We start from the raw sequence: 21,402 nt of genomic DNA, 5'->3' as shown, positions 1-21,402 counted from the left end.
GCATGACGGTCACACTGGTCCCCTACCACCAGGACGAACGACTGCCCGACGCCTCCTTCCCCCTCCCCGGCCTCGACGTCATCCCGGTGACGCGCGAACTGCCGGACGGCGACGTCTGGACGCGCGTCGCCGCGCTCTACGAACTCGTCTCCGCCGAGGTCGCCGACCAGGTCTCCGGCGGGACGACGCCGTCGGTGGTGTCCGGTGACTGCCTGGTCGCCGAGGCCGTCCTCGCGGGCGTGCAGCGCGCGGGCGTGGACGCGTCCGTCATCTGGTTCGACGCGCACGGCGACATCCACTCCCTGGAGAGCTCCACGTCCGGGTACATCGGCGGGATGCCGCTGCGGCAGATCGTCGGCGACCATCCCGAACTCCTCGCCGACCGCATCGGACTCCGCCCGCTGCCCGAGGAGCGCGCCGTCCTGGTGGACGCCCGCGACCTCGACCCGGGCGAGGAGGACTTCCTGGCCACGTCGAAGGTGCGGCACTGCCCGGTGGACGACGTCGTCCTCCCCGGCGGCCCGCTCCTCCTCCACATCGACGTGGACGTGATCGACAAGGACGAGCTGCCGGGCCTGAAGTACCCGGTCGGCGGCGGCCCGTCGACCGGGGCCGTGCTGGCGTCCGTCCGCCGCGTCCTGGCCACCGGCCGCGTCGCCGCCCTGGACATCGCCTGCCCCTGGCACCCGCCCGAAGGCGACGACACCACCGTCCGCGCCCGCCTCCTGAACGCCCTCCTGTCCGCCTGACCAGCGGCCCTGTCCGCCTGACCAGCGGCGCGGGCAGCGCGGCCGCTAGCCGTGGACGAGGGTCTCGACGCCCGCGGGGAGGCTTCCGGCGAGGCCCGCCTCGACGAGGAACGTCTGCAGGGTCTCCTGGAAGGCGCGCGCCGCGTGGGTGAGCTCGACGTCCTTGCGGTGCGCGAGCGCGACCGTCCGGAGGAGGCCCGGGCCGTGACGGCCGCGCCGCGCCTCCTCGTCGGGCAGGACGAGGGGCGTGCCGCGCAGTCCTGGCCGTCCGGACAGGACCATGCTCGGGACGACCGCGATACCGAGCCCGACCTCGACGAACCGCAGCACGGCGTCCATCTCGCCGCCCTCCACCGCGAACCTGGGCTCGAACCCGGCGGCGCGGCACGCGCTGATGGTCGCCTCCCGCAGGTCGTATCCCGGACGGAACATCACCAGCGGACGGTTCCGCAGATCTTCGATGCGCAGAAACGGGCGGCGCGGCAGCTTCGCCGCCTTCAGCGACCGCTCCGGGACGCCCCGCTCCGTTTCGGACGGCCCCGCCGGAGAGGCCACGACGAGGTGTTCGCGCAGGATCGGGGTCGTGTCCAGGGGCGGGTCACCGTGCAGCGGGAGGATGACCAGCGCCATGTCCAGCGACCCGCGGGTCAGCTCCCGGACGAGGTCCCGCGAGCCTCCCTCTTCGACGAGGAGCTGAATCCCCGGGTAGGCGTCGTGGAAGCGGCGCAGAACGTCCGCGAGAAGGCCCGCGCAGAGGGACGGTGTAGCGCCCAGCCGCACCCGCCCACGTTTCAACCCGACCAGCTCTTGCACTTCCAGGCGCGCGGTGTCGACGTCGGCGAGGATGCGTTTGGCCAGCGGCAGCAGGGCCTCACCGGCGGGCGTCAGGGTGATGTTGCCCCTGGCGCGGCTGAACAGGGAGACGTTCAGCTCCGTCTCCAGCGCGCGGATCTGCTTGGACAGCGAAGGCTGCGCCACCCGCAGGAGCTCGGCGGCCTGCGTGAAGTGGCGTACCTCCGCGACCGCGACGAAGTAGGCGAGCTGCTGCAACTGCATCCTGCACAGATTACGTGCCGCCCGTCCGCCCGCCCGCACCCGCCGTCCCGCCTGCGCCGATCCGGGTCACGCTGGCGGGCGTGGCGGCTGGCGGGCGTGGCGGCTAGCGGGCGTGGCGGCGCAGGGCCTGGAGGTCGTGGACGATCAGCCGCCGCCGTCCCGTCTCGATCCAGCCGTGCGCGCGCAGCGTGCGCAGCGCCTTGCTGACCGCCTCGCGGGACGCGCCGACCCACCCGGCCAGCTCCTCCTGCGACAGGTTCAACGTGATGCGGACGCTCTGGCCGCCCGCCCCCGGGCCCGTCCGCCGCTCGTACGGCACGCCGAACCGCTCGGCCAGCTCGACGAGGCGCTGCGCGACGCGTCCGGTGGCGTCGAACATGCCGAACTCGGCGCGCTTGCGGTCGGCGTCGCGCCACCGCTGGCACAGCATCCGCATGATGATGATGGAGACGCGGCCGTGCGCCTGGAGGAACGCCATGAACTCGTCCGCCGTGACGGCGAGCGCCCGCACCGGCTCCAGCGCCGCCACCGACGCGGACCGGGGCAGCCCGTCGATCGCGGCGACCTCGCCGAGCAGCGCGCCAGGGCCGCGCACCGCGAGCAGGGCCTCGCCGCCCTGCTCACGGTAGGAGAACGCCTTCACCCGGCCCTTCAGCAGGACGGCGACCCAGCCGGGCTCCTCCCCCTCGACGAAGAGCGTGTCCCCCCGTTCGAAATCGCGGACGCGGCCACGTGACTCCAGGTCCTCGCGTTCCGCCCGAGTGAGATCGGCAAGGAACGAGCCCGGTTCGAGGGCGCTCATGCCCACCACGCTAAAGGGATCCGGGCTTCCCGTGGCCCCGAAAAACAATCACGGTTCAATCACGCGTTGTGTGCACTAATCCCTATTCAATGCGCCGGGGGCGGGCGAGGGTTGCTCTTGGCGTGTGCGGCCGGGAGGCCACCCAGCGTCCTCCGCGTTCAGGGGAACGGCGGAACGACGGGCGGCGGCCCGGGGGCACGCCGCCCGTCGCGAAACGGGGACGACGCATGCCAGAGCATCGTTCACGTGTGGCGGTAGCGCGAACGTCCCCCGTCGCGCGGGGCGGCGGGGGACGCTCGCGAGAACCTCGACCGGCGGCCGGACGGGCCGTCAACCGCACGGGCCGTCAGGCGCACAGGCCGTCAGGCGGACGGCGTGTCCTGGCCCTTCTTGACGATGCCGAGCTTGCTGCCGAGCCACACCACCGGGTCGTACTTGCGGCCGACGACCCGCTCCTTCATCGGGATCAGCGCATTGTCAGTGATCTTGATGTGCTCGGGGCAGACCTCGGTGCAGCACTTGGTGATGTTGCAGAACCCGAGCCCGTGGTCCTTCGCCGCGATCTCGCGCCGGTCCGCGACGTCCGCCGGGTGCATCTCCAGCTCGCCGATCCGCATCAGGAAGCGCGGGCCGGAGAAGTCGGCCTTGTTCTCCTCATGGTCGCGGATCACGTGGCACACGTTCTGGCACAGGAAGCACTCGATGCACTTGCGGAACTCCTGCGAGCGCTCCACGTCCACCTGCTGCATGCGCAGCTCGCCCGGCTTGGCGTCACCCGGGTCGAAGGACGGGATCTCCCGGGCCTTCTGGTAGTTGTACGACACGTCCGTCACGAGGTCGCGGATGACGGGGAACGTGCGGACCGGCGTGACCGTGACCGTCTCGGCCGGGTCGAACGTCGACATCCGGGTCATGCACAGCAGCCGCGGCATGCCGTTGATCTCCGCGGAACAGGAGCCGCACTTGCCCGCCTTGCAGTTCCACCGGACGGCGAGGTCGGGGGCCTGCGTGGCCTGCAGCCGGTGGATGATGTCGAGGACGACCTCGCCCTCGTTGACCTCGACGGTGTAGTCGGTGAGCTCGCCGTCGCCGTCGTCGCCGCGCCAGACCTTGAACTTGGCCTCGTAGCTCATCGGCCGTCCTCCTCGTCGTCCTTGCCGTCGCCCGCATCGGCCTTGGCCGCCGCCGCGGTCGCGCCCGAACCGGCGGCCGCCTCGGCCGCCTCGGTCTTGGCCTCCTCGGCGAGGCCCGCCGGCAGCTCCTCGGCGGTCAGGTACTTCTTCAGCTCGTCGTTGTCGAACAGTTCGAGCAGGTCGGCGCGCATCGGCTCCATCGCCTGCCGCCTCAGCGCGACGTGCGGGGACGACGGGTCGCCGGCCAGCGAGCAGACCAGGTTGACCTTCCGCCAGTCCGCGGACATCTGCGGGTAGTCGTCGCGGGTGTGGCCGCCGCGGCTCTCCTGCCGCTCCAGCGCCGCCTTCGCGACCGCCTCCGACACCAGCAGCATGTTGCGCAGGTCGAGCGCGAGGTGCCAGCCCGGGTGGTAGCCGCGGCCGTCGTTGACCGCGACCGGCTCGACGCTCACGTTCGCGACCCGCTCGCGGAGCTTGACGAGCGACTCGATCGCCTGCTCCAGCTCCCCCTCCTTGCGGATGATGCCGACCAGCTCGTTCATCGTCTGCTGCAGCTCGGCGTGGACGGCGTACGGGTTCTCGCCGCCCTCCCGCTCGAACGGCGCCAGCGCCTCCGCGGCGGCGGCCTCGACCTCCGCGTCCGGGACGGCGGGACGCGCGGGCAGCGCGTCCACGTACTCGGACGCGCCCAGCCCCGCCCGCCGTCCGAAGACCAGCAGGTCGGACAGCGAGTTGCCGCCGAGCCGGTTCGACCCGTGCATGCCGCCGGAGACCTCGCCCGCCGCGAACAGTCCCGGCACCAGCGCGGCCCCGGTGTCGGGGTCGACCTCCACCCCGCCCATCACGTAGTGGCAGGTCGGGCCGACCTCCATCGCCTCCTTGGTGATGTCGACGTCCGCCAGCTCCTTGAACTGGTGGTACATCGACGGCAGCCGCTTGACGATCTCGGCGGCGCCGCCCGGCATCCGGTCGACGACGGTGAGGAACACGCCGCCGTGCGGCGAGCCCCGGCCCGCCTTGACCTCGGAGTTGATCGCGCGCGCGACCTCGTCGCGCGGCAGCAGCTCAGGCGGGCGCTTGTTGTTCTCCGGGTCGTCGTACCAGCGGTCGCCCTCCTCCTCGGTGGTCGCGTACTGGTTCTTGAACACCTCGGGGATGTAGTTGAACATGAACCGCTTGCCCTCGGAGTTCCTGAGGACGCCGCGGTCGCCGCGCACCGACTCGGTCACGAGGATGCCCTTGACGGACGGCGGCCAGACCATCCCCGTCGGGTGGAACTGCACGAACTCCATGTTCAGCAGCGTCCCGCCGGCCAGCAGGGCCAGCGCGTGCCCGTCCCCGGTGTACTCCCAGGAGTTGGACGTGACCTTGAACGCCTTGCCGATGCCGCCGGTCGCGAGCACCACGGCGGGCGCCTCGAACACGACGAACTTGCCGGTCTCGCGGACGTAGCCGAACGCGCCGCAGATGTTGCCGTCGGCGTCCTTCAGCAGCCGCGTCACCGTCGTCTCGGCCCAGACCTTCAGCCGGGCCTCGTAGTCGCCGTGCTCGGCGCGGTCCTGCTGCTGGAGCGCGACGACCTTCTGCTGGGTGGTGCGGATCAGCTCCAGGCCCGTCCGGTCGCCGACGTGGGCGAGCCGCGGGTACTCGTGGCCGCCGAAGTTGCGCTGGCTGATCTTGCCGTCCTTGGTGCGGTCGAACAGCGCGCCCCAGTGCTCCAGCTCCCAGATGCGGTCCGGGGCCTCCTTGGCGTGCAGCTCCGCCATCCGCCAGCTGTTCATGAACTTGCCGCCGCGCATGGTGTCGCGGAAGTGGACCATCCAGTTGTCGTTGGCGTTGACGTTGCCCATCGCGGCGGCGGCGCCGCCCTCGGCCATCACCGTGTGGGCCTTGCCGAACAGCGACTTGGAGATGATCGCGGTCTTCTTGCCCTGGAGGCGCGCCTCGATCGCCGCGCGCAGCCCGGCGCCGCCGGCACCGATGACCACGACGTCGTACGAGTGCCTCTCGATCTCAGTCATGATTCCTTGGCCTCAGTTGAAGATACGCAGGTCGGAGATGGTCTCGCTGGCGACGAGCGCGACGTACAGGTCGGCGGCCACCAGCGAGCCCAGGGTGATCAGCGCGTACGTGCCGTGCCGCTCGTTGATCTTGGACACCCAGCCCCACATCTTGTAGCGGAGGGGGTGCTTGGAGAAGTTCTTCAACTGCCCGCCGACGATGTGCCGGCACGAGTGGCACGACAGGGTGTACAGCCAGAGCAGGACCACGTTGGCGACCAGGATGAGCGTGCCGAGCCCGATGCCGAACCCGCCGTCCTCGCCGTGGAAGGCGAGGATCGCGTCGTAGGTGTTGACGAGCGAGATGAGGACGGCCGCGAGCCAGAAGTAGCGGTGCAGGTTCTGCGCGATCAGCGGGAAGCGCCGCTCGCCGGTGTACTTGCCGTGCGGCTCCTTGACGGCGCACGCGGACGGCGACGCCCAGAACGAGCGGTAGTACGCCTTGCGGTAGTAGTAGCAGGTAAGGCGGAACAGCAGCAGGAACGGCAGCGAGATCGCCGCGAAGGGAATCCAGCCCCGGGTGGACTCCGGCAGGAACGTCCCGAACTCCGCCGCATTGCCCGTGTGGCCGTCCACCGTCACGTTGTTGCAGATCTCGTTGAAACACGGCGAGTAGAACGGCGTCAGGTAATGGAACTCCGGGACGTAGAAAGCGGAGCCCCAGAAGGCCCGGACGGTCGCGTACACCACCCACGCGGTGAAGATCACGAAGGTCGTGACCGGATACAGGCGCCAGTTGTCCTTCCGGAGCGTGCGTTCCTTGATCTGGGCGCGCGACTTGGCCGGCGCCTCCACAGTGCTCATCGATCGCTCTCCTGAGCTCGGGTCGTCGTGTCCCCGTATCACGGTCTGCGCGCATCCACGCGTCCGTCGCCGCCCGGCCGTCGCCCCTGGAACCGGACCCTCGGCCGTATGCCTGAACCGTTGGCCCGTATGCCTGAACCGTGCGCCCCGGCCGAAGCCGCAGACGGCGGCCGGAGACCGTGCCGCATGCGGGCGGTGACGCCTCGTGTGCGCTTCTAGCGAAGCGACCTTACGCCACCTGACGGGAGCTGTGACATACATAACAGGGGGAACCCGCATGTGAGTCTGACCACAGACTTTAGCGTCCGAACGGCGCCCGGACACCGCCCGTCATCCATAACCAGTTGTTATTGCCCAGCGGAATGGAGACGAGTACACAACGGCATGGGTCAGGGGTCGGTCGCGTCGTGGGCGAGGATGGCGAGTTGGATGCGGTTGCACAGGTCGAGTTTCGTCAGGGCGCTGGAGATGTGGGCCTTGACGCTGCCGACCGACATGAAGAGGCGTTCGGCGATCTCGGAGTTCGGCAGGCCTTCGGCGACGGCCGCCGCCACCTCGCGCTCGCGTCGCGACAGCGCGGTCATGCGCCGGCGGGCCTCGGCGGAGCGGACGTCCTCCGCCGGTCGCGTGGTGAGGCGGTCGATCAGCGTGCGCGTCACGGCCGGCGAGAGCACCGGCTCGCCCGCCGCCGAGCGCCGGACGGCGTCGACGATCTCGGCGGGCCCGGCGTGCTTGAGCAGGAAGCCGGCCGCCCCGGCGCGCAGCGCGGCCACGACGTTGGCGTCGTCGCCGAACGTCGTCAGGACGATGACGTCCGGCGCCCCGTCCCCGCGGGCGGTGAGCGCCCTGGTCGCGGCGATGCCGTCCAGGTAGGGCATCCGCACGTCCATGAGGACGACGTCGGGCTGCAGGCGGGACACGGCGTCGACGACGCCGGCGCCGTCGGCGACCTCGCCCACCACCGCCAGGTCGGGGGCGCCGCGCAGCATCAGCCGCAGCCCGGTGCGCACCAGCGGGTCGTCGTCAACGAGCAGGACCCGGACGGGCGCGGGCGCCTCCACGGGCGCGGGCGCCTCCACGGGCGCGGGCGTCTCCTCGGTCATGGCGGCCACGGTAGCCGGGCGGCGAGCCGGAAGGCTCCGTCGCGCGGGCCGTGCTCCAGGGTGCCGCCGTCCAGTGCTACCCGTTCGGCGAGGCCGGCCAGGCCCCGTCCGGCGCCGGGCAGGGTCGCGTCGGCGGGGTCCGTCATCGCGCTGGTCACCACCACTTCCAGGCCGTCTCCCGGCCGTCCTGCGAGCCGGACGGCGACCGGGGCTCCGGGGGCGTGTTTGCGGGCGTTGGTCAGGCCCTCCTGGACGGTGCGGTAGGCGGTGCGCTGCACCTGGGGACGCGGCGGGGCCGCCGCGTCCAGCACGTCCCCGGCGTCGAACGCGATCCGCTGCCCCGCCGCCCGCGCCTCGTCGATCAGGGCGGCGATCTCGGCCATGCGCGGCTGCGGCCGGCGCGGCACGAGGCCCCCGGTGCCGGGACCGCCGGCGTCGTCTCCGGCGTCGTCGGAGCGCAGCGCCGCCAGCACGTCGCCGAGCTCGTCGAGCGCCAGGCGGGCGTTGCCGCAGATGACCTCGACCGCCTCCCGCACCTCGGCCGCCTCCAGCGGCGGCCCCTTTCCCGTCTCGGCCTGGGTCGTGCGGTAAGCCAGCGCCCCGGCGTGCATGGCCAGCAGGGAGACGCGGTGGGCCAGCACGTCGTGCATCTCGCGGGCGATCCGCGCGCGCTCGGCCCGCCGGGCGTCGGCGACCTGCAACGCGTGCTCGCGCAGCCGCCGCTCGGCCTCCAGGCGCGCGGCGGCCGCCAGCCGCCGCCGGGCCCGGACGGCCATGCCCCAGCCGAGCGGCGCCACGAAGATCAGGACCAGGGACACCGCGTTCTGCCCTCCGGTGCTGCCAGGCGGCGGGAAGAGCAGCCCGGAGGGAACGACCATCAGCAGGTTGAGCCCGGTGACCAGCGCGGCGACCTGCCAGTCCCGATGGACGGCCACGGTGAGCACGGCGACGACGGCGGCGCCGGTCGCGGCGGCCGACACCGTGAGCAGCGGCGCCAGCAGCAGGGCCAGTCCGAGCGGGAAGCGCCGCCGCCAGCACAGCGCCAGGCACGCGAGGGCGCCGAGCCAGGAGTCGATCGCGATCATCCAGCCGGGCAGGCCGCTCTCCTGCGGAAGGGTCCACCACGCGTCGGCCCAGACCAGCCACGCGCCGCCGATCAGCGCGGCGTCGGCGGCCCAGTCGCGAGCGGTCCGGCGCCGGGTCCCGGTGACGGCGGCGGCCCGGCGGATCCGGTGCATGAGCCGAGCCTAGGGACGGATCGGGCGAACGGCACTGGCCGATCGACCGGTGCTCGTGGCCACCCGGCCAGGATCGGAGGCCGGACGGCCGAGGCGGCCGCCGCGGTCCGGTGATGGGCTCGCCCGCATGAACGTCGTCAACGCACTCGCCGGGCGCGGAAAGGCGGCCACCGCCGTCACCGCGACGCTGGCATTAGGACTAGGGCCGACCACCGTAACCACCGTGACCGGCGCGCAGGCGAACGCGCGCGCCGCCGCGGCCCCGATCGAGATCGAAGGCGAGTCCGCGACCCGGACCGACATCCCCGCGGCGGCCGACAAGCGGGCGTCCGGCGGACAGTACCTGGCTCTGGCCACGCCACGCAGGCCCCAGGGGCAGGGCTGGTACGCCACGTACACCGTCCACGCGCCTGCCGCGGGCCCGTACCGGCTGGACGCGACGGCGTCCTCCCCGGTTGAGCAGGTGGAGGACGCCGAGATCGGCTCCACCTTCCACCTGGCGGTCAACGGCGGTCCGTCCGCGCAGGTCGCCAGATCGCAGGCGTACTGGGTGGGGGCTCGGCATGCCTGGGGTGACCTCTACCGGCTGCGGCTGGGCGACGTCGAGCTGCGCCGGGGCGCCAACACGATCACCTTCAGGATCGACGAGCCCGTGGCCGTGGCGGGGTCGGTGCTCCACTGGTTCCTGCTCGACTCGTTCACCCTGACGCCGACACCGGTCGCGCTGTCGGACGTCCACATCCAGGACCCCGCCGCCAACCTCGGCGTCTACCGGTCGCGGGCTGACCTGCACTTCCGCCTCAACGCGCGCACGGCGGCCGCGCGGACCGTCCGGTACGACATCAGCGACCACCGCTCCGTCCGGGTCACCTCCGGGAACGTCACCATTCCGGCAGGTGCCATGACGGCGACCGTCGCGTTGCCGGACCTGCCGCCGGGCCATTACACGACGCGCGCGACACTGTCCGGAACGCTGTCCGAGGCACCAGCCGGGGTGCCGGTGGTCGGACGTTTCGCGCGGCTGCCCCGGCAGCGGCCCGTCCACGGTGCGGGCAACCGGTTCGGGGTCAACACCTGGGTCCGCGCCCTGGTGCCGTCGGCCCGGCTGGACGCGCTGGCCGGCGCGCTGCGGCAGATGGGGGCCGGGTACGTGCGCGACGGCCGGTCCTGGCCCGCCACCGAGCCGCGCCGCGGCCGCTACGCGCCGACCCCGCAGGACAAGGTCACCGCCGCGCTCCACGGCCACGGCCTCAAAACGCTGGAGGTCATCGAAGACCCGCCCGCGTGGGCGATGACCCCGACGTCCGTCCCGCTCCCGGCCGACCTGCGCCTCGCCTACGGATACGCCCGGCACGTGGCGGGCAAGGCCGCCGGGATCCGGCCCGACGTCGTCCAGATGTCGAACGAGCCCGACGTCGACGCCACCGCCGGCACCGGGGACCAGCAGGCCGCCTACGTCAAGGCGGCCGCGCTCGGCGTGGCGTCCCGCCGCGACCGGCCGCTCATCGCGCTGCCGGGCATGGCGAGCGACACCCCCTACCAGAAACTGATGCTGCGCAGCGACGTCGTCCGGTACGCCGACATCTGGTCGTTCCACGGCTACCCGTGGCCGCCGGGGGCGCCCGAGCCCGAGGTCCCGAGTTCCGCCGAGGACCAGCGCGAACTGTGGCGGCGGCATGGCGGCTCGACCGGGATGTGGATGACCGAATCCGGGATCTTCCTGCCGGTCGAGCCCGGACGGGACCCCACCCGGGCCCGGCAGTCCGAGCAGGCGCGGTACCTGGTCCGGTCGGCCGTCGAAGACCTCGCGGCCGGGGTGGACAAGCACTTCTGGTTCGCCGGACCGCCGCTGACCGACGACGGGATCACGTTCTCGGTGTTCAGCCGCGGCTTCCAGCCGCTGCCCGCGTACAGCGCGCACGCCGCCCTCACCGCGTTGCTGGGCAGGGCGGACTTCGTCCGGCGGCTGCCTGGCCTTCCCGCGGGGGTCTCCGGCCACGTCTTCGACAGCGGCACCACGACGGTCACGGTGCTGTGGGCGGCCAAGCCCACCCGTGTGAAGGTCCCGGTGTCCGGACCGGCGGGCCGCTACGACATCATGGGCGCACCCCTGGGCACCGCGAACCAGGCCGGGGACGGAACCACGCAGGTGACGGCCTCACCCGACCCGATCTACCTCGTGTCGCGCCGCACCGAACGCCGCCCTGGCCGTCCGCGCGGCGAGGAGCGTCCCCGGAGCGGGCCATCGGCGGCCGAGCAGATCGTGCTCAGCCAGCGGTACACCGCCGCGAACGCCGCCCCCGGCAAGGACAACGGCGAGACCGAACCGCCCCTCGGCTACCGGATGGACGCCACCACGCGCATGTGGCTCGACGCCTACAACTTCGGCGACCGCCCGCGGAAGATCACCGTGTCCGGACGCGTCTCCGGCGGTTGGACGATCCGCCCGGGCACCGCCACGACGATCACCATCCCGGCCCAGGGCCGCGTCAGCGTGCCCTACACCGTCGCCGCGGGCCGGGGACCCCGTCCGGGCGTGGACTACGAGCTGACCTTCGCCGGAACCCTCGCCGGCCGCCCGATCCCGCCCTCGGTGTCCTGGATCCAGCTCAAACGATGACCCGGCATTCGTCGTTCTGGCCGCCCGGCCATGATCGGTGGCCGGGCGGCCAGGGCCGGGGCCGGGGTCAGGGTGGTGTGCTCGACAGCATGAGCGTCGACGCGTCCACCGGCCCCGGCAATGCCGGGGCTCGGGCCGGAACCCACCAGACGGGAATTCGATAATGAGCCGATCATCGTACCCATCAGCTGCTCGACAGGATATCGCCGAACAGATTCACGGCCGCCTTGTCGCCGACCCCTATCGGTGGCTGGAAGACGAGCAGAACATCGACAGAGAGAAATGGCTGGAGGCCCAGGAAACGCTCTTCCACAGCGCGATGGGCGAATTATTATCGGGCCGGGACCGGCTCCGCGCACGGATCGCCGAACTCAGCGACGCAGGTCACATCGGCCTGCCGGTGTGGCGGGTGATCGGCGGTTCTTCCTGCGCCGCGCACCCGGGCAGGAGCACCCGGTGCTCTTCACGGTGGCCGCGGACGGGGACCCGGAACGGGCGCTGATCGACTCGATGGATCTGGACCCGTCCGGCTCGACCACGTTGGACTCCTGGGAGCCGGACAAGGAGGGACGGCTGCTGGCCTACCAGGTGTCCGCCGGGGGGCGCGAAGAGTCGCAGCTTCATGTGCTGGACGTCGAGTCCGGTACGCGGATCGAGGGGCCGATCGGCCAGTGCCGGTACTCGCCGGTCGCGTGGCTGCCCGGCGGTACGGCCTTCTACTACGTACGCGGTTTACCGGCCGGTGCGGCGGCCGGGGGCGAGACCGGGTCTCGACGGCAGGTCTACCTGCACCGTGTCGGCACCTCACCGGACGCCGATCTGCCGATCCTGGGCGCCGGGCTGGACGAGACCAACGAGTACGACGTCTCGGTGAGCGGGGACGGCCGCTGGCTCGTCCTCTCCGCGTCCCCCGGCACGGCCACGCGCACCGATCTGTGGATCGCGGATCTGGAGGCCGCCGAGCCCGGTGCGCCGGCGCTCACGGTCGTCCAGGAGGGGGTCGACGCGGACGCCGTCGTCCATGTCGGGCGCGACGGACGCGCGTACGTCCTCACCGACCGCGACGCGCCGCGCGGGCGGCTCTGCGTCTTCGACCCGGCCGCTCCGGCGTACGAGTCCTGGCGCGAGCTGATCCCCGAGGATCCGCAGGCGGTGCTCACCGAGTTCACCATCCTCGACGGATCAGTTCTCGGCCAGGGCGTCCTGCTCGCCGGTTCCACCCGCCATGCGGTCAGCGAGCTCTCCGTCCACGATCTGGCGACCGGTGAGCGCATCGGCTCGGTGGAGACCCCGGGACGGGGCACGATCCGTGGCATCGTCGAGCGGCCCGTGGGCGGCCACGAGGCGTGGTTCGCCTTCACCGACAACGTCACGCCGACCGCGATCTGCCGCTACGACGCCACGACGGGACAGACCGGCCTGTGGGCATCGGCCCCGGGCATGGTGAAGGCACCGGACGTGCGCACGCGGCTCATCACCTACCGGTCGAAGGACGGCACCGAGGCGCGCATGATGGTGATCGACGTCCCGGAAGGGGACGACCGGCCACGACCCACGATCCTGTACGGCTATGGCGGTTTCGGGGTGTCGCTTCGGCCGTCCTACTCCCCGTCGTTGCTGGCGTGGGTCGAGGCGGGCGGCGTCTACGCGATCGCGAACCTGCGTGGCGGCGGCGAGGAAGGCGAGGACTGGCACCGGGCCGGAATGCTCGGCGGCAAGCAGAACGTCTTCGACGACTTTCACGCGGCGGCCGAGACGCTCATCGAGCGGGGCTGGACGACCCCGGACAAGCTGGCGATCTTCGGTGTGTCGAACGGCGGCCTCCTGGTGGGCGCGGCCATGACCCAGCGTCCCGAGCTCTACCGCGCGGCGGTGTGCGTGGCCCCGCTGCTCGACATGGTGCGATACGAGCGGTTCGGCATGGGGCCCGCGTGGAAGGCGGAGTACGGCAGCGCCGACGACCCCGAGCAGTTCGAATGGCTGCTCTCCTATTCGCCTTATCACCGCGTCCGAGAAGGCGTGGATTATCCGGCGGTCCTGTTCAAAGTCTTCGAACAGGACTCTCGGGTGGATCCGATGCACGCCTACAAGATGTGCGCGGCACTGCAACACGCGACCGCCTCGGATCGTCCGATCCTGCTCCGGGTGGAGCCGGCGTTAGGACACGGATCACGCGCGACCGGCCGTTCGATCGCCAACGCCGTCGACGTGCTGTCCTTCATCGCCGCGCAGACGGGCCTCAGCCTCGATTCGGTCCCGGCGCCCGCACGCGGGCATGTGCGGGGCCGGTAGAACCCCTCGGGGACGACGGCTCATGGACCGGCCGGACGTTTCGTTCGAGATCCTCGGCGGGCTTCGTGTCCGGGCACGGGGCCGGGTTCTGGAGATGTCCCGCCCGGTCGCGGCGGCCGCGCTGGCCGCGCTGCTGCTCACCCCCGGCCTGCCGGTCGGCACCGAACGGCTCATCGACCTGGTCTGGGGACCTGCCGGTTCCAGCCGCGGTGCGGTGCACATGACCATTTCGAGGTTGCGGAAATGGCTGGCCGAGTCGGCCGGGCTGGACGACGGCGTCGTCAGCACCGGGACCGGCTATCTGCTGAACGTCCCGGAAGAGAGCGTGGACGCCTCCAGGTTCACCGCGCTGGCCGACGCCGCGCTCCGCGAACCCGACCTCGACGAGCGGTTCAACGTGCTGCGAACCGCGCTCGCGCTGTGGCACGGACCCGCGGTGGGGTCAGCGGGTGACTCCTTCCACGACGATCCCGTGGTGGCACGGCTGGAGCGGAGGCGGGTCGGCTGCGCACACGAGCTCACCGGCCTCGCGCTCGAACTCGGGAGACCGGGCGCGGCGCTCGTCCCACTCCAGGAGCTCGCCGCGGATCTGCCCTTCGACGAGGCCGTCCACGCGGGTCTCATCACCTTGCTGGGCGCGAGCGGGCGCCGCGCCGACGGGCTCCGGGTCTACGAACGCGTCAGAGCACGCCTCGCCGACGAACTCGGCGTCGACCCGTCGGCGCTTCTCCGCGGCGCGCATGCGGACCTGCTACGCGGCAAAACCCACCCCCGCCCCCAGCCGCCCGACCCACCGCTCCCCCAGACACCCGGCCCCTCGGGTTCCCAGGCACCCGACCCGTCGCGCTGGCAGGCACCCGGCCCGTCGGGCTCTCAGGCACCCGGCCCGTCGGGCTCTCAGGTGCCCGGCCCGTCGGGCTCGCGGCCGGGGGGCGTGTGCCAGTTGCCGACGGACGTGCCGGACTTCACCGGCAGGGCATCCGAACTCGACGCACTCCGGCGGGGGGTGCGGCCCGGGGACGGGACCGCACCGGCCGTCTGGGCGCTGGTGGGACACGGCGGAGCGGGCAAGTCGGCGTTGGCCGTCCACGCCGCGCACGGCCTGCGCGAGGTGTTCGGCGACGGCCAGCTGTACGCCGACCTCGGCGGCCTGGGCACGCGTCCGGCCTCCCCGGCGGAGGTGTTGACCAGGTTCCTGCGCGCGCTGGACGTCGGGGAACACCACATCCCGGAGCGGCTGGAGGCGCGGGCGGAGCTGTATCGCGCCCGGCTGGCCGGTCGCCGGATCCTCGTGGTGCTCGACAACGCCGCGGGCCAGGCGCAGGTCACCCCGCTGCTTCCCGGGTCGCCGGGCTGCGGGGTGATCATCACCAGCAGGGCCGGGCTGTCCGGAATCGCGGGCGTCCGGCAGATCAGGGTGCGGGATCCGGACGAAGACCAGGCGCTGGAGCTGCTCCGCCGGCTCGTCGGCCCCGAACGCCTCGCCGGGGAACCGCAGGCCGCGCGGGAACTGGTCCGGCTGTGCGAGCGGCTTCCGCTGGCGATCCGGATCGTCGCGGCGAGGCTGATCGATCAGCCGCAGTCGCGGGTGGCCCGGCTGGTCGAACGGATGGCCGACCCGGCTCACCGGCTGCGCGTGCTGGAGTACGGGCAGCTGAGCGTCCGAGCCAGCCTGGCCCTGTCCTACCGGAGGCTGGCCGAACCGGCGGCCCGGCTCTTACGCGGGCTCGGGTGGCTGACCGCTCCGGTCGTCCCCGTCTGGGTGGGGGCACTGCTGCTGGACGCCACCGTCCGGGAGGCGCGGGAGTCCTTCGAGGACCTCGTGGACGCCCAGCTCATCGACACCGTCGCCGACGCGCACCCCGGCTGCCCTCAGTATCGGACCCGCGACCTCGTCCGGTTGTACGCACGCGAACGGGCCGCTGCCGACGAACCGCAGCGAAACCTCACCGCCACCGTGCGACGTGCGGAGACGGCCTTGGCGCTTCACCGCGCACCGCTCCTGCCCCGGACGGCGAGCCCGATGTGAGATCCGCGCCCGCCGTCCATCGGCATCAGCCCCGCCGTCCATCGGCATCAGTCCCGGTCTCCGTCGGTGGCGGTCGCTTCGCCGTTTGCGCCGCGGGCCGTCCGGAACGGCCTGGAGGCCAGCGCGCACAGCCCGACCAGCACGATCAGCGTCCCCCCGGTCGCCGTCGCCGCCACCGCGCCCACGCCGTCGGCGAACCTTCCGAACACGCCCACCGAGACGGCGGCGCTGACGAACTGCACCAGCGACATGGTCGCCGACACGCGGGACAGGTGCGAGTCGGGCGAGGCGGAGTAGATCAGCGTCGCGATGTGCGTGGAGAAGAGCCCCTGCCCGGCGCCGATGAGGGCCGCGGCGGTGATGCTCACCGGCAGGGCGGGGGCCGCCGCCAGCAGCACCGTTCCGCAGCCGATAACGAGGATTCCGGTGGCGGACGCGACGCCTAGCCTGTCGGCGCCTCCGCGGCGCGCGACCGTGAGTCCGACGACGAAGAAGCCCACGCTCATGCTGCCCTGGAGTACTCCGGCCACGGTCGCGGTCTGTCCGTTCGCCCTGGTGAGCAGCGGTATCAGCAACGTGGACACCGAAACGAAAAGCCCGATCGCCGCGCTGAGCACCAGCAGCGCGGTCCGCAGCGGCGGGTCGCGGAACGCGAGGCCGAGACCGTCCCGGGCCTCGCGTACCAGGCCGGTCCGCCGCTCGGTCGGCGTGAAGGGCACCCGTATCAGGACGAGTACGAGCAGCACCATGCCGTAGGTCAGCACGTTGCCCGCCGCGGTCGCGGCCATTCCTCCGGAGACCAGGATCAGGCCGCCCAGCGGGGCTCCGGCGAGCGCGGCGAGGTGGTTGCCGGACTGCTTGAGCGCCAGCGCACGGGGCATTCGCCCGTCGTTCACCAGGCGCCGCGGCATGGAATGGAACGCCGGTACGTAGAAGGCGCTGACGCTGCCCCAGATCAGGGCGACCGGGACGAGGAGCCAGAGCGGCGTGCCGACGAGCATCGTGGCGACGGCCATCGAGAGGCAGGTGACCAGCATCATGGCGTCCCCTGCGAGCATCACCAGGCGGGGGCCGATCCGGTCGGCCACGGCGCCGCCGATGAGCACAAGTGCGATCTTCGGCGCCGTGAGGCACCCGAAGACCAGGCCGGCGGCGGTTCCGCCGTGCGCGGTCGCCGCCCACCCGAGCGCCACCGAGAAGGCCGCGTCGCCGATCATCGACGTGACGGCGGCACCGAGCCAGATCAGATAAGGACGGGGAAGAGCGGAGGCGGCGTTGTCCGCGTGCGCCGGAGCCTTGGTCAGCATCATCGTCACAGAGAGACGTCACAGGAGAGACGGAGACGGAGAGGGCGGGATAGACCGCCGGGGTGGGCCGCCGGGGTGGGCGAGGGGCGGGCCGCCGGGAAGGCGAGGGGCGGGCCGCCGGATGGGCGAGGGGCGGGCCGTCCAGGAGGGGCGGCGGCCCATCCCCTGCCCGGCTATCCCACCGGCCCTACGGTGGAGACCAATTCCCGCCCGGCGTCGGTCAGCGGCAGGTCCTTGTTCACCACGTCATAGGCGAAGATCAGCTGCTTGCGCTGCCGCTCCACTCGTTCAGGAATGGCTTCGGCTCCCAGCCGGGACTGCCATTCGCGCAATCTGGCCAGCACGAAGAACTGATGTAGCAGACCGGGCGCCGGACGCGGATCCTTTCGCAGGGGCGTCGTGTAGAGCCGTCCTCCGTCGTCCAGGAGGCACTCCGTGCTGGACATGATTCCGTTGAGCCGTACGTGCGATGACTCATGAATGATCTCCTCGGCGAGGATCGTCACGTTGGACAGATCCTGCCTGCGCAGTGCGATGAGGCCATGCGTCTGGACGTCGGCGAACCCGATCGCCGCACCGGCGGTGAAGAAGGCCAGGCACGACACGGTCGTCTCCAGCTCGGCGAGCATCTCCGGCCAACAGTCCGAGATGAGCTCGCGAACCTGGAAGATCTGATCACGAGCCCCTATCCGGTCAGGGTGGTGGAAGGTGAACGTCTGCGGCGTCCCGTCGATCCGCCGTGTCATCTCCCGGGCCCGGATCAGGGTCGGTGCCAGCACGGTCTGCTCCGGCGGCACCAGGTCCACGGCGAGCGTCCCGTGCCATACCCCTTCGGCCGCGCGCAGGCGACTCTCCCGCACGGTCTGGACGACCTCGTCCCGTGACGATCGCGGACCCTTGCCTTCGACCATCGACCAGAGGGCCACGAACATGGCCGGATGGGCGAGATCCCCGTCAAGTTCCGCGCTCAGCTCGTCGGCGTCCCAGCCGAGCCGGTCTTCCAATTGCTGCCCGATGAACAGAGAGAGCGCGGCTCGTTCGAGCCGCGCCCTCTCAGGATCGGGCTTCCAATGCAGCTCCATTTTCTCTTTTCCTCGATCTCAGCTGAAGTAAGCCCGATCCGCGATCATGGTTTCGGCACCCGCCGAGCTCAGCCGACGTACTCGCTCTGAATCATGATCGGAACGTTCAAGAGCTTGGTCACCTTGAGCTGCTTGACGTCGCTGGTGTTCTTACTCATCTCGAATCACCCCCGCTCTTCGGTCGGCTACGACAAGCGTGCTTCAGCCGTCCTCACCGGAGGCCAACCGACCGCTAACCGCCCCGGTGAGCGACCGATTTCCCTGCCTCCCACGGGCCCCGACACCGATGGCGAATGAACCCGCAAAGTGCCCCACCCCGAACAAAAGGCGTGGCCGCGCACCCGGCTGGCGGCGCGCCCACCCGCCGGCGGGGAGCGGACGGAAAGTGACGAACCGACCTCGCGCCGTCGCGACGTCAGGTTTTCGGCAGCCTTGTCAACAAAACGGACGTCTCGCGCATCCAACAAGTGAAGGTGCACGCTTTCCCGTGATTCCCGCCGCCTTCATAGACTGACGGACTACGCAAACCACGCGCCCTGACCAGGGCCCGCGCCGAGACGGGACCGATGAGCGACAACGACCCCGGCCGCGACGATCTCGCGGGGGACAAGGCCGCCCACAGCGCCCCTGCCGATCCCTCAGGCAAGGGCGATGACCCGGCACCTGCGTCAGCGGCACAGGCGGACGGCCCCGAGTCACCCGTGTCCAGGCGGGAAGACAGCACGGCGACCGGCGACATCGTGTTCGACGAGACCCAAAACCGCACCGCCACGGTTGCCGAGGGGCCATTCGGCACGCACGCACCGCAAACCACGCCCGGCACCGGCCAGCCCTCCCAGACGGACGACCCGTCAACCGCGCCCAGCCAACACACGCCCAAAAACGCCGAAGCCGAAGCCCCGCAGGACGAGGGCGAGGGAGCCCCGGCGACGGAGGAGCCCCGCACCGGGGTCGCGGAGTCGGTGAACGCGGCGGAGGGTGACGCTGACGACGCTAAAAGCACGGGTGGCGCTGGAGGCGCTGGGGCAGAGGACGGGAAAGAGGGCGCCGCGGGCGGAGGCGGTAAGCGGCCGCGGAAGGTTCTTCGACGGGTCGCGTTCGGCGTGGTCGTCGTCATGCTTCTCGGCGGCGCGGGAGCGGGGTGGCTGTATCACGATCTGGTCGGCGGCATCAGAACCAAGCACGTCACCGATCAGCTCGGCGCCGATCGGCCGAAGAAGCTGAACAAGTCGCTGAACATTCTGCTGATCGGGTCGGACACGCGCGAGGGCGACAACGCCCAGTACGGCGGGTCGGCGGAAATAGCGGGGGCGCGGTCGGACACGGCGATCCTGCTGCATCTGTCGCCCAACAGGGACCAAGCGGTCGGGATCAGCTTTCCCCGCGACTCGATGGTGAAGATCCCCGCGTGCGAGAAGGAGAAAGGCGGGACCGTCCCGGCGCGATTCGGGATGCTGAACACGGCGTTCGCCTTCGCGGGGCCGACCTGTACGTGGAAGATGCTGGAGTCGCTCACCGGAATCCACATCGACCATTTCGTCCAGGTGGACTTCTCCGGTTTCAAGCGGATGGTGGACGCCTTGGGCGGCGTCGAGATCTGTGTCGACAAGCCCGTCCACGACCCGCGCGCGGAGCTGTACCTGAAGGCCGGGAAGCAGACCGTGAAGGGTGAGCAGGCCCTCGGCTATGTGCGAGCCCGCTATTCGCTCGGGAACGGGTCCGATCTGGAGCGGATCGAACGCCAGCAGAAGTTCATGGCGGCGGTCGTCGACAAGGCCACCAGCGGCGCGGTCCTCACCGACCCGGCGAAGACGTACAAGTTCCTGAAGGCCGCGACCAAGTCGGTGACGACGGACGACGACCTCGACCTGTCCGCGATGCGGAAGCTGGCCGACGGTCTCAAGGGCATGAGCGCTGGTCAGGTGCGGTTCGTGACCGTCCCGGTCGAGCGGTACGCGCCCGACCCGAACCGCGTCCAGTGGAGCCAGGAGGCGGCCAGGCCGCTGTTCGACGCGATCCGCCACGACAACGAGCTGCCCGCCGAACCGGCGGAGCCCGTCAAGGCCAAGCAGGCGCCGCCGGACCCCGGCAAGGTGAACGTCACCGTCGTCGCCGCCGGTGGACAGGGCGCGCTGGTGAGACGTGTCGTGAAGCAGCTCCGGCAGCGCGGTTTCAAAGTGGCGAAGAAGGTTGAAAAGGGCGCCTCGGCGCCCGAAAGCCGAATCGTCTTCGCGCCGTCCGCCGAAGCGCAGGCGTCGGCGCTCGCGCGCGACCTTCCCGACGCCCTCCTCACCCCTGACGCCGAGGCTCCGGCGGACGGTGTGCGGCTCATCATCGGCAAGAATGGAGTGCGGCTCGCCCCGCCCGCCATCAACAAGATAGGCGGAGGGGTTAAGGGCGGCGAGAAGCTCTGCGGCTGACCGACGTCCCGTAGCCCGCGGCGCGCCGCCCGGGGTCCCGTCCACCGCGTTCCTAAGGAATATGCGAGTTCAGGTCGTGGGGGCGGAAATGGCAAGGAGCGCGAGGAGTGCACCGGCGAGCATGTAGGGGCCGAATGCGAACTCGCCTTTCCGGGTACGGCGGACGATCATAATGCCGACCCCGGCCACGCCGCCAAGGACGTACGTCGCCAGAAGGCCCAGGATCCAGGCGTCCTGCCCGAACCAGCCGAGGTAGAGGCCGAGGACGCCGGACAGTTTCACGTCTCCCATGCCGATGCCGGAGGGAACCAGGAACGCCTGGACGAAATACAGCGCGAACAGCGCCGCCATGCCGATGAGCGCGTACTCGAAACGTCGCAGGCCGTCGTCGGTGAATGGCGCGGCGGCGGCCAGGAGTGCCGCCGCGATGCCGTAGGAAGGCAGCGTGAACCGGTCGGGAAGCCTCCTGACCTTGACGTCGATGAATCCGAGAAGCGTGCCGACCGCGGCGAGGTAGAGCAGCGCGGGCAGGACGGGCTCAAGCCCTACCCGCCACCCGAGCACCCCGTAGACGGCGGCGGTGACCAGGCCCATCAGGACGCCGCGGCGGCGCGGGACGTCACCGGCGAACGGCGCCGCCAGCGGCGCGACGAGCAGCCCGACGACGAACCCCACGGGAAGCAACACCAACGCGACCATCGCACCTC

At 71.3% G+C, this 21,402-nt stretch carries 14 protein-coding genes and 1 pseudogene; 5 read left to right on the top strand and 10 right to left on the bottom strand.

All coding sequences use genetic code 11. The annotated features are described in order from the left end of the window. The first annotated feature begins 2 nt into the window (after positions 1–2). Positions 3–749 (top strand): arginase family protein, encoded by a 747-nt coding sequence (locus ACH34T_RS23990; protein WP_396023143.1) that lies wholly within the window; start codon positions 3–5, stop codon positions 747–749. A 45-nt stretch (positions 750–794) separates the two neighbouring features. Here ACH34T_RS23990 and ACH34T_RS23985 read toward each other — a convergent pair whose 3' ends face one another. From ACH34T_RS23985 to ACH34T_RS23955, 7 genes are all read right to left on the bottom strand, one after another. Beyond that, positions 795–1,805, bottom strand: a complete 1,011-nt coding sequence (locus ACH34T_RS23985) for a LysR family transcriptional regulator (protein WP_396023141.1) — start codon at positions 1,803–1,805, stop codon at positions 795–797. A gap of 103 nt (positions 1,806–1,908) precedes the next feature. Continuing rightward, a complete protein-coding gene (locus ACH34T_RS23980; RefSeq protein WP_396023140.1) occupies positions 1,909–2,607 on the bottom strand; it encodes a Crp/Fnr family transcriptional regulator in 699 nt (232 codons plus the stop codon). Positions 2,608–2,969: 362 nt separating this feature from the next. After that, entirely contained in the window at positions 2,970–3,740 is a 771-nt protein-coding gene (locus tag ACH34T_RS23975; RefSeq protein WP_396023139.1) for a succinate dehydrogenase/fumarate reductase iron-sulfur subunit, read from the bottom strand. Continuing rightward, positions 3,737–5,761, bottom strand: coding sequence for a fumarate reductase/succinate dehydrogenase flavoprotein subunit (locus ACH34T_RS23970; protein ID WP_396023138.1), 2,025 nt, complete (start codon positions 5,759–5,761; stop codon positions 3,737–3,739). Before ACH34T_RS23970 ends, ACH34T_RS23975 begins: the two co-directional genes overlap by 4 nt. A gap of 12 nt (positions 5,762–5,773) precedes the next feature. Then, the gene (locus tag ACH34T_RS23965; RefSeq protein ID WP_396023137.1) at positions 5,774–6,604 is read right to left on the bottom strand and encodes a hypothetical protein; all 831 of its coding nucleotides are present in this window, start codon (positions 6,602–6,604) and stop codon (positions 5,774–5,776) included. Between the two features lie 389 nt (positions 6,605–6,993). After that, the gene (locus tag ACH34T_RS23960) at positions 6,994–7,707 is read right to left on the bottom strand and encodes a response regulator (RefSeq protein WP_396023136.1); all 714 of its coding nucleotides are present in this window, start codon (positions 7,705–7,707) and stop codon (positions 6,994–6,996) included. Next, positions 7,704–8,945 carry a sensor histidine kinase gene (locus tag ACH34T_RS23955; RefSeq protein ID WP_396023135.1) on the bottom strand — a complete coding sequence of 414 codons (1,242 nt, stop codon included), beginning with the start codon at positions 8,943–8,945 and terminating at the stop codon, positions 7,704–7,706. The genes ACH34T_RS23960 and ACH34T_RS23955 overlap by 4 nt, the downstream gene beginning before the upstream one ends. A 127-nt stretch (positions 8,946–9,072) precedes the next feature. On the opposite strand from ACH34T_RS23955, the gene ACH34T_RS23950 reads away from it, so the two are divergent. From ACH34T_RS23950 to ACH34T_RS23940, 3 genes and pseudogenes are all read left to right on the top strand, one after another. Continuing rightward, on the top strand, positions 9,073–11,565 hold the full coding sequence (locus ACH34T_RS23950; RefSeq protein ID WP_396023134.1) for a hypothetical protein: 2,493 nt from the start codon (positions 9,073–9,075) through the stop codon (positions 11,563–11,565). Positions 11,566–11,728: 163 nt separating this feature from the next. Continuing rightward, positions 11,729–13,857 (top strand): annotated as a pseudogene (locus ACH34T_RS23945) (prolyl oligopeptidase family protein). A 22-nt stretch (positions 13,858–13,879) separates the two neighbouring features. Then, positions 13,880–15,886: a BTAD domain-containing putative transcriptional regulator gene (locus tag ACH34T_RS23940; RefSeq protein WP_396023133.1), complete on the top strand. Its 2,007-nt coding sequence runs from the start codon at positions 13,880–13,882 to the stop codon at positions 15,884–15,886. Between the two features lie 47 nt (positions 15,887–15,933). Here the strand turns inward: ACH34T_RS23940 and ACH34T_RS23935 are convergent, their stop codons facing one another. Both ACH34T_RS23935 and ACH34T_RS23930 read right to left on the bottom strand, forming a co-directional pair. After that, positions 15,934–17,196: an MFS transporter gene (locus ACH34T_RS23935; RefSeq protein ID WP_396023322.1), complete on the bottom strand. Its 1,263-nt coding sequence runs from the start codon at positions 17,194–17,196 to the stop codon at positions 15,934–15,936. Between the two features lie 170 nt (positions 17,197–17,366). Continuing rightward, positions 17,367–18,275: an aKG-HExxH-type peptide beta-hydroxylase gene (locus ACH34T_RS23930; RefSeq protein ID WP_396023132.1), complete on the bottom strand. Its 909-nt coding sequence runs from the start codon at positions 18,273–18,275 to the stop codon at positions 17,367–17,369. A 566-nt stretch (positions 18,276–18,841) separates the two neighbouring features. Between ACH34T_RS23930 and ACH34T_RS23925 the strand changes: the two genes are divergently transcribed. Beyond that, positions 18,842–20,695 carry an LCP family protein gene (locus ACH34T_RS23925; RefSeq protein WP_396023131.1) on the top strand — a complete coding sequence of 618 codons (1,854 nt, stop codon included), beginning with the start codon at positions 18,842–18,844 and terminating at the stop codon, positions 20,693–20,695. Positions 20,696–20,764: 69 nt separating this feature from the next. On the opposite strand, the gene ACH34T_RS23920 is transcribed toward ACH34T_RS23925, so the two are convergent. Then, entirely contained in the window at positions 20,765–21,382 is a 618-nt protein-coding gene (locus ACH34T_RS23920) for a prepilin peptidase (RefSeq protein ID WP_396023130.1), read from the bottom strand. Positions 21,383–21,402: the final 20 nt, after the last annotated feature.

This window comes from Actinomadura sp. 9N215, from assembly GCF_044326345.1.
Lineage (GTDB): Bacteria > Actinomycetota > Actinomycetes > Streptosporangiales > Streptosporangiaceae > Spirillospora.
This window is presented reverse-complemented; position numbering and strand designations above follow the sequence as displayed.

Coding starts and splice junctions, on each gene's coding strand:
- ACH34T_RS23990 (WP_396023143.1), top strand. CDS start 3: ATGACGGTCACACTGGTCCCCTACCACCAGGACGAACGACTGCCCGAC.
- ACH34T_RS23985 (WP_396023141.1), bottom strand. CDS start 1,805: ATGCAGTTGCAGCAGCTCGCCTACTTCGTCGCGGTCGCGGAGGTACGC.
- ACH34T_RS23980 (WP_396023140.1), bottom strand. CDS start 2,607: ATGAGCGCCCTCGAACCGGGCTCGTTCCTTGCCGATCTCACTCGGGCG.
- ACH34T_RS23975 (WP_396023139.1), bottom strand. CDS start 3,740: ATGAGCTACGAGGCCAAGTTCAAGGTCTGGCGCGGCGACGACGGCGAC.
- ACH34T_RS23970 (WP_396023138.1), bottom strand. CDS start 5,761: ATGACTGAGATCGAGAGGCACTCGTACGACGTCGTGGTCATCGGTGCC.
- ACH34T_RS23965 (WP_396023137.1), bottom strand. CDS start 6,604: ATGAGCACTGTGGAGGCGCCGGCCAAGTCGCGCGCCCAGATCAAGGAA.
- ACH34T_RS23960 (WP_396023136.1), bottom strand. CDS start 7,707: ATGACCGAGGAGACGCCCGCGCCCGTGGAGGCGCCCGCGCCCGTGGAG.
- ACH34T_RS23955 (WP_396023135.1), bottom strand. CDS start 8,945: ATGCACCGGATCCGCCGGGCCGCCGCCGTCACCGGGACCCGGCGCCGG.
- ACH34T_RS23950 (WP_396023134.1), top strand. CDS start 9,073: ATGAACGTCGTCAACGCACTCGCCGGGCGCGGAAAGGCGGCCACCGCC.
- ACH34T_RS23940 (WP_396023133.1), top strand. CDS start 13,880: ATGGACCGGCCGGACGTTTCGTTCGAGATCCTCGGCGGGCTTCGTGTC.
- ACH34T_RS23935 (WP_396023322.1), bottom strand. CDS start 17,196: ATGATGCTGACCAAGGCTCCGGCGCACGCGGACAACGCCGCCTCCGCT.
- ACH34T_RS23930 (WP_396023132.1), bottom strand. CDS start 18,275: ATGGAGCTGCATTGGAAGCCCGATCCTGAGAGGGCGCGGCTCGAACGA.
- ACH34T_RS23925 (WP_396023131.1), top strand. CDS start 18,842: ATGAGCGACAACGACCCCGGCCGCGACGATCTCGCGGGGGACAAGGCC.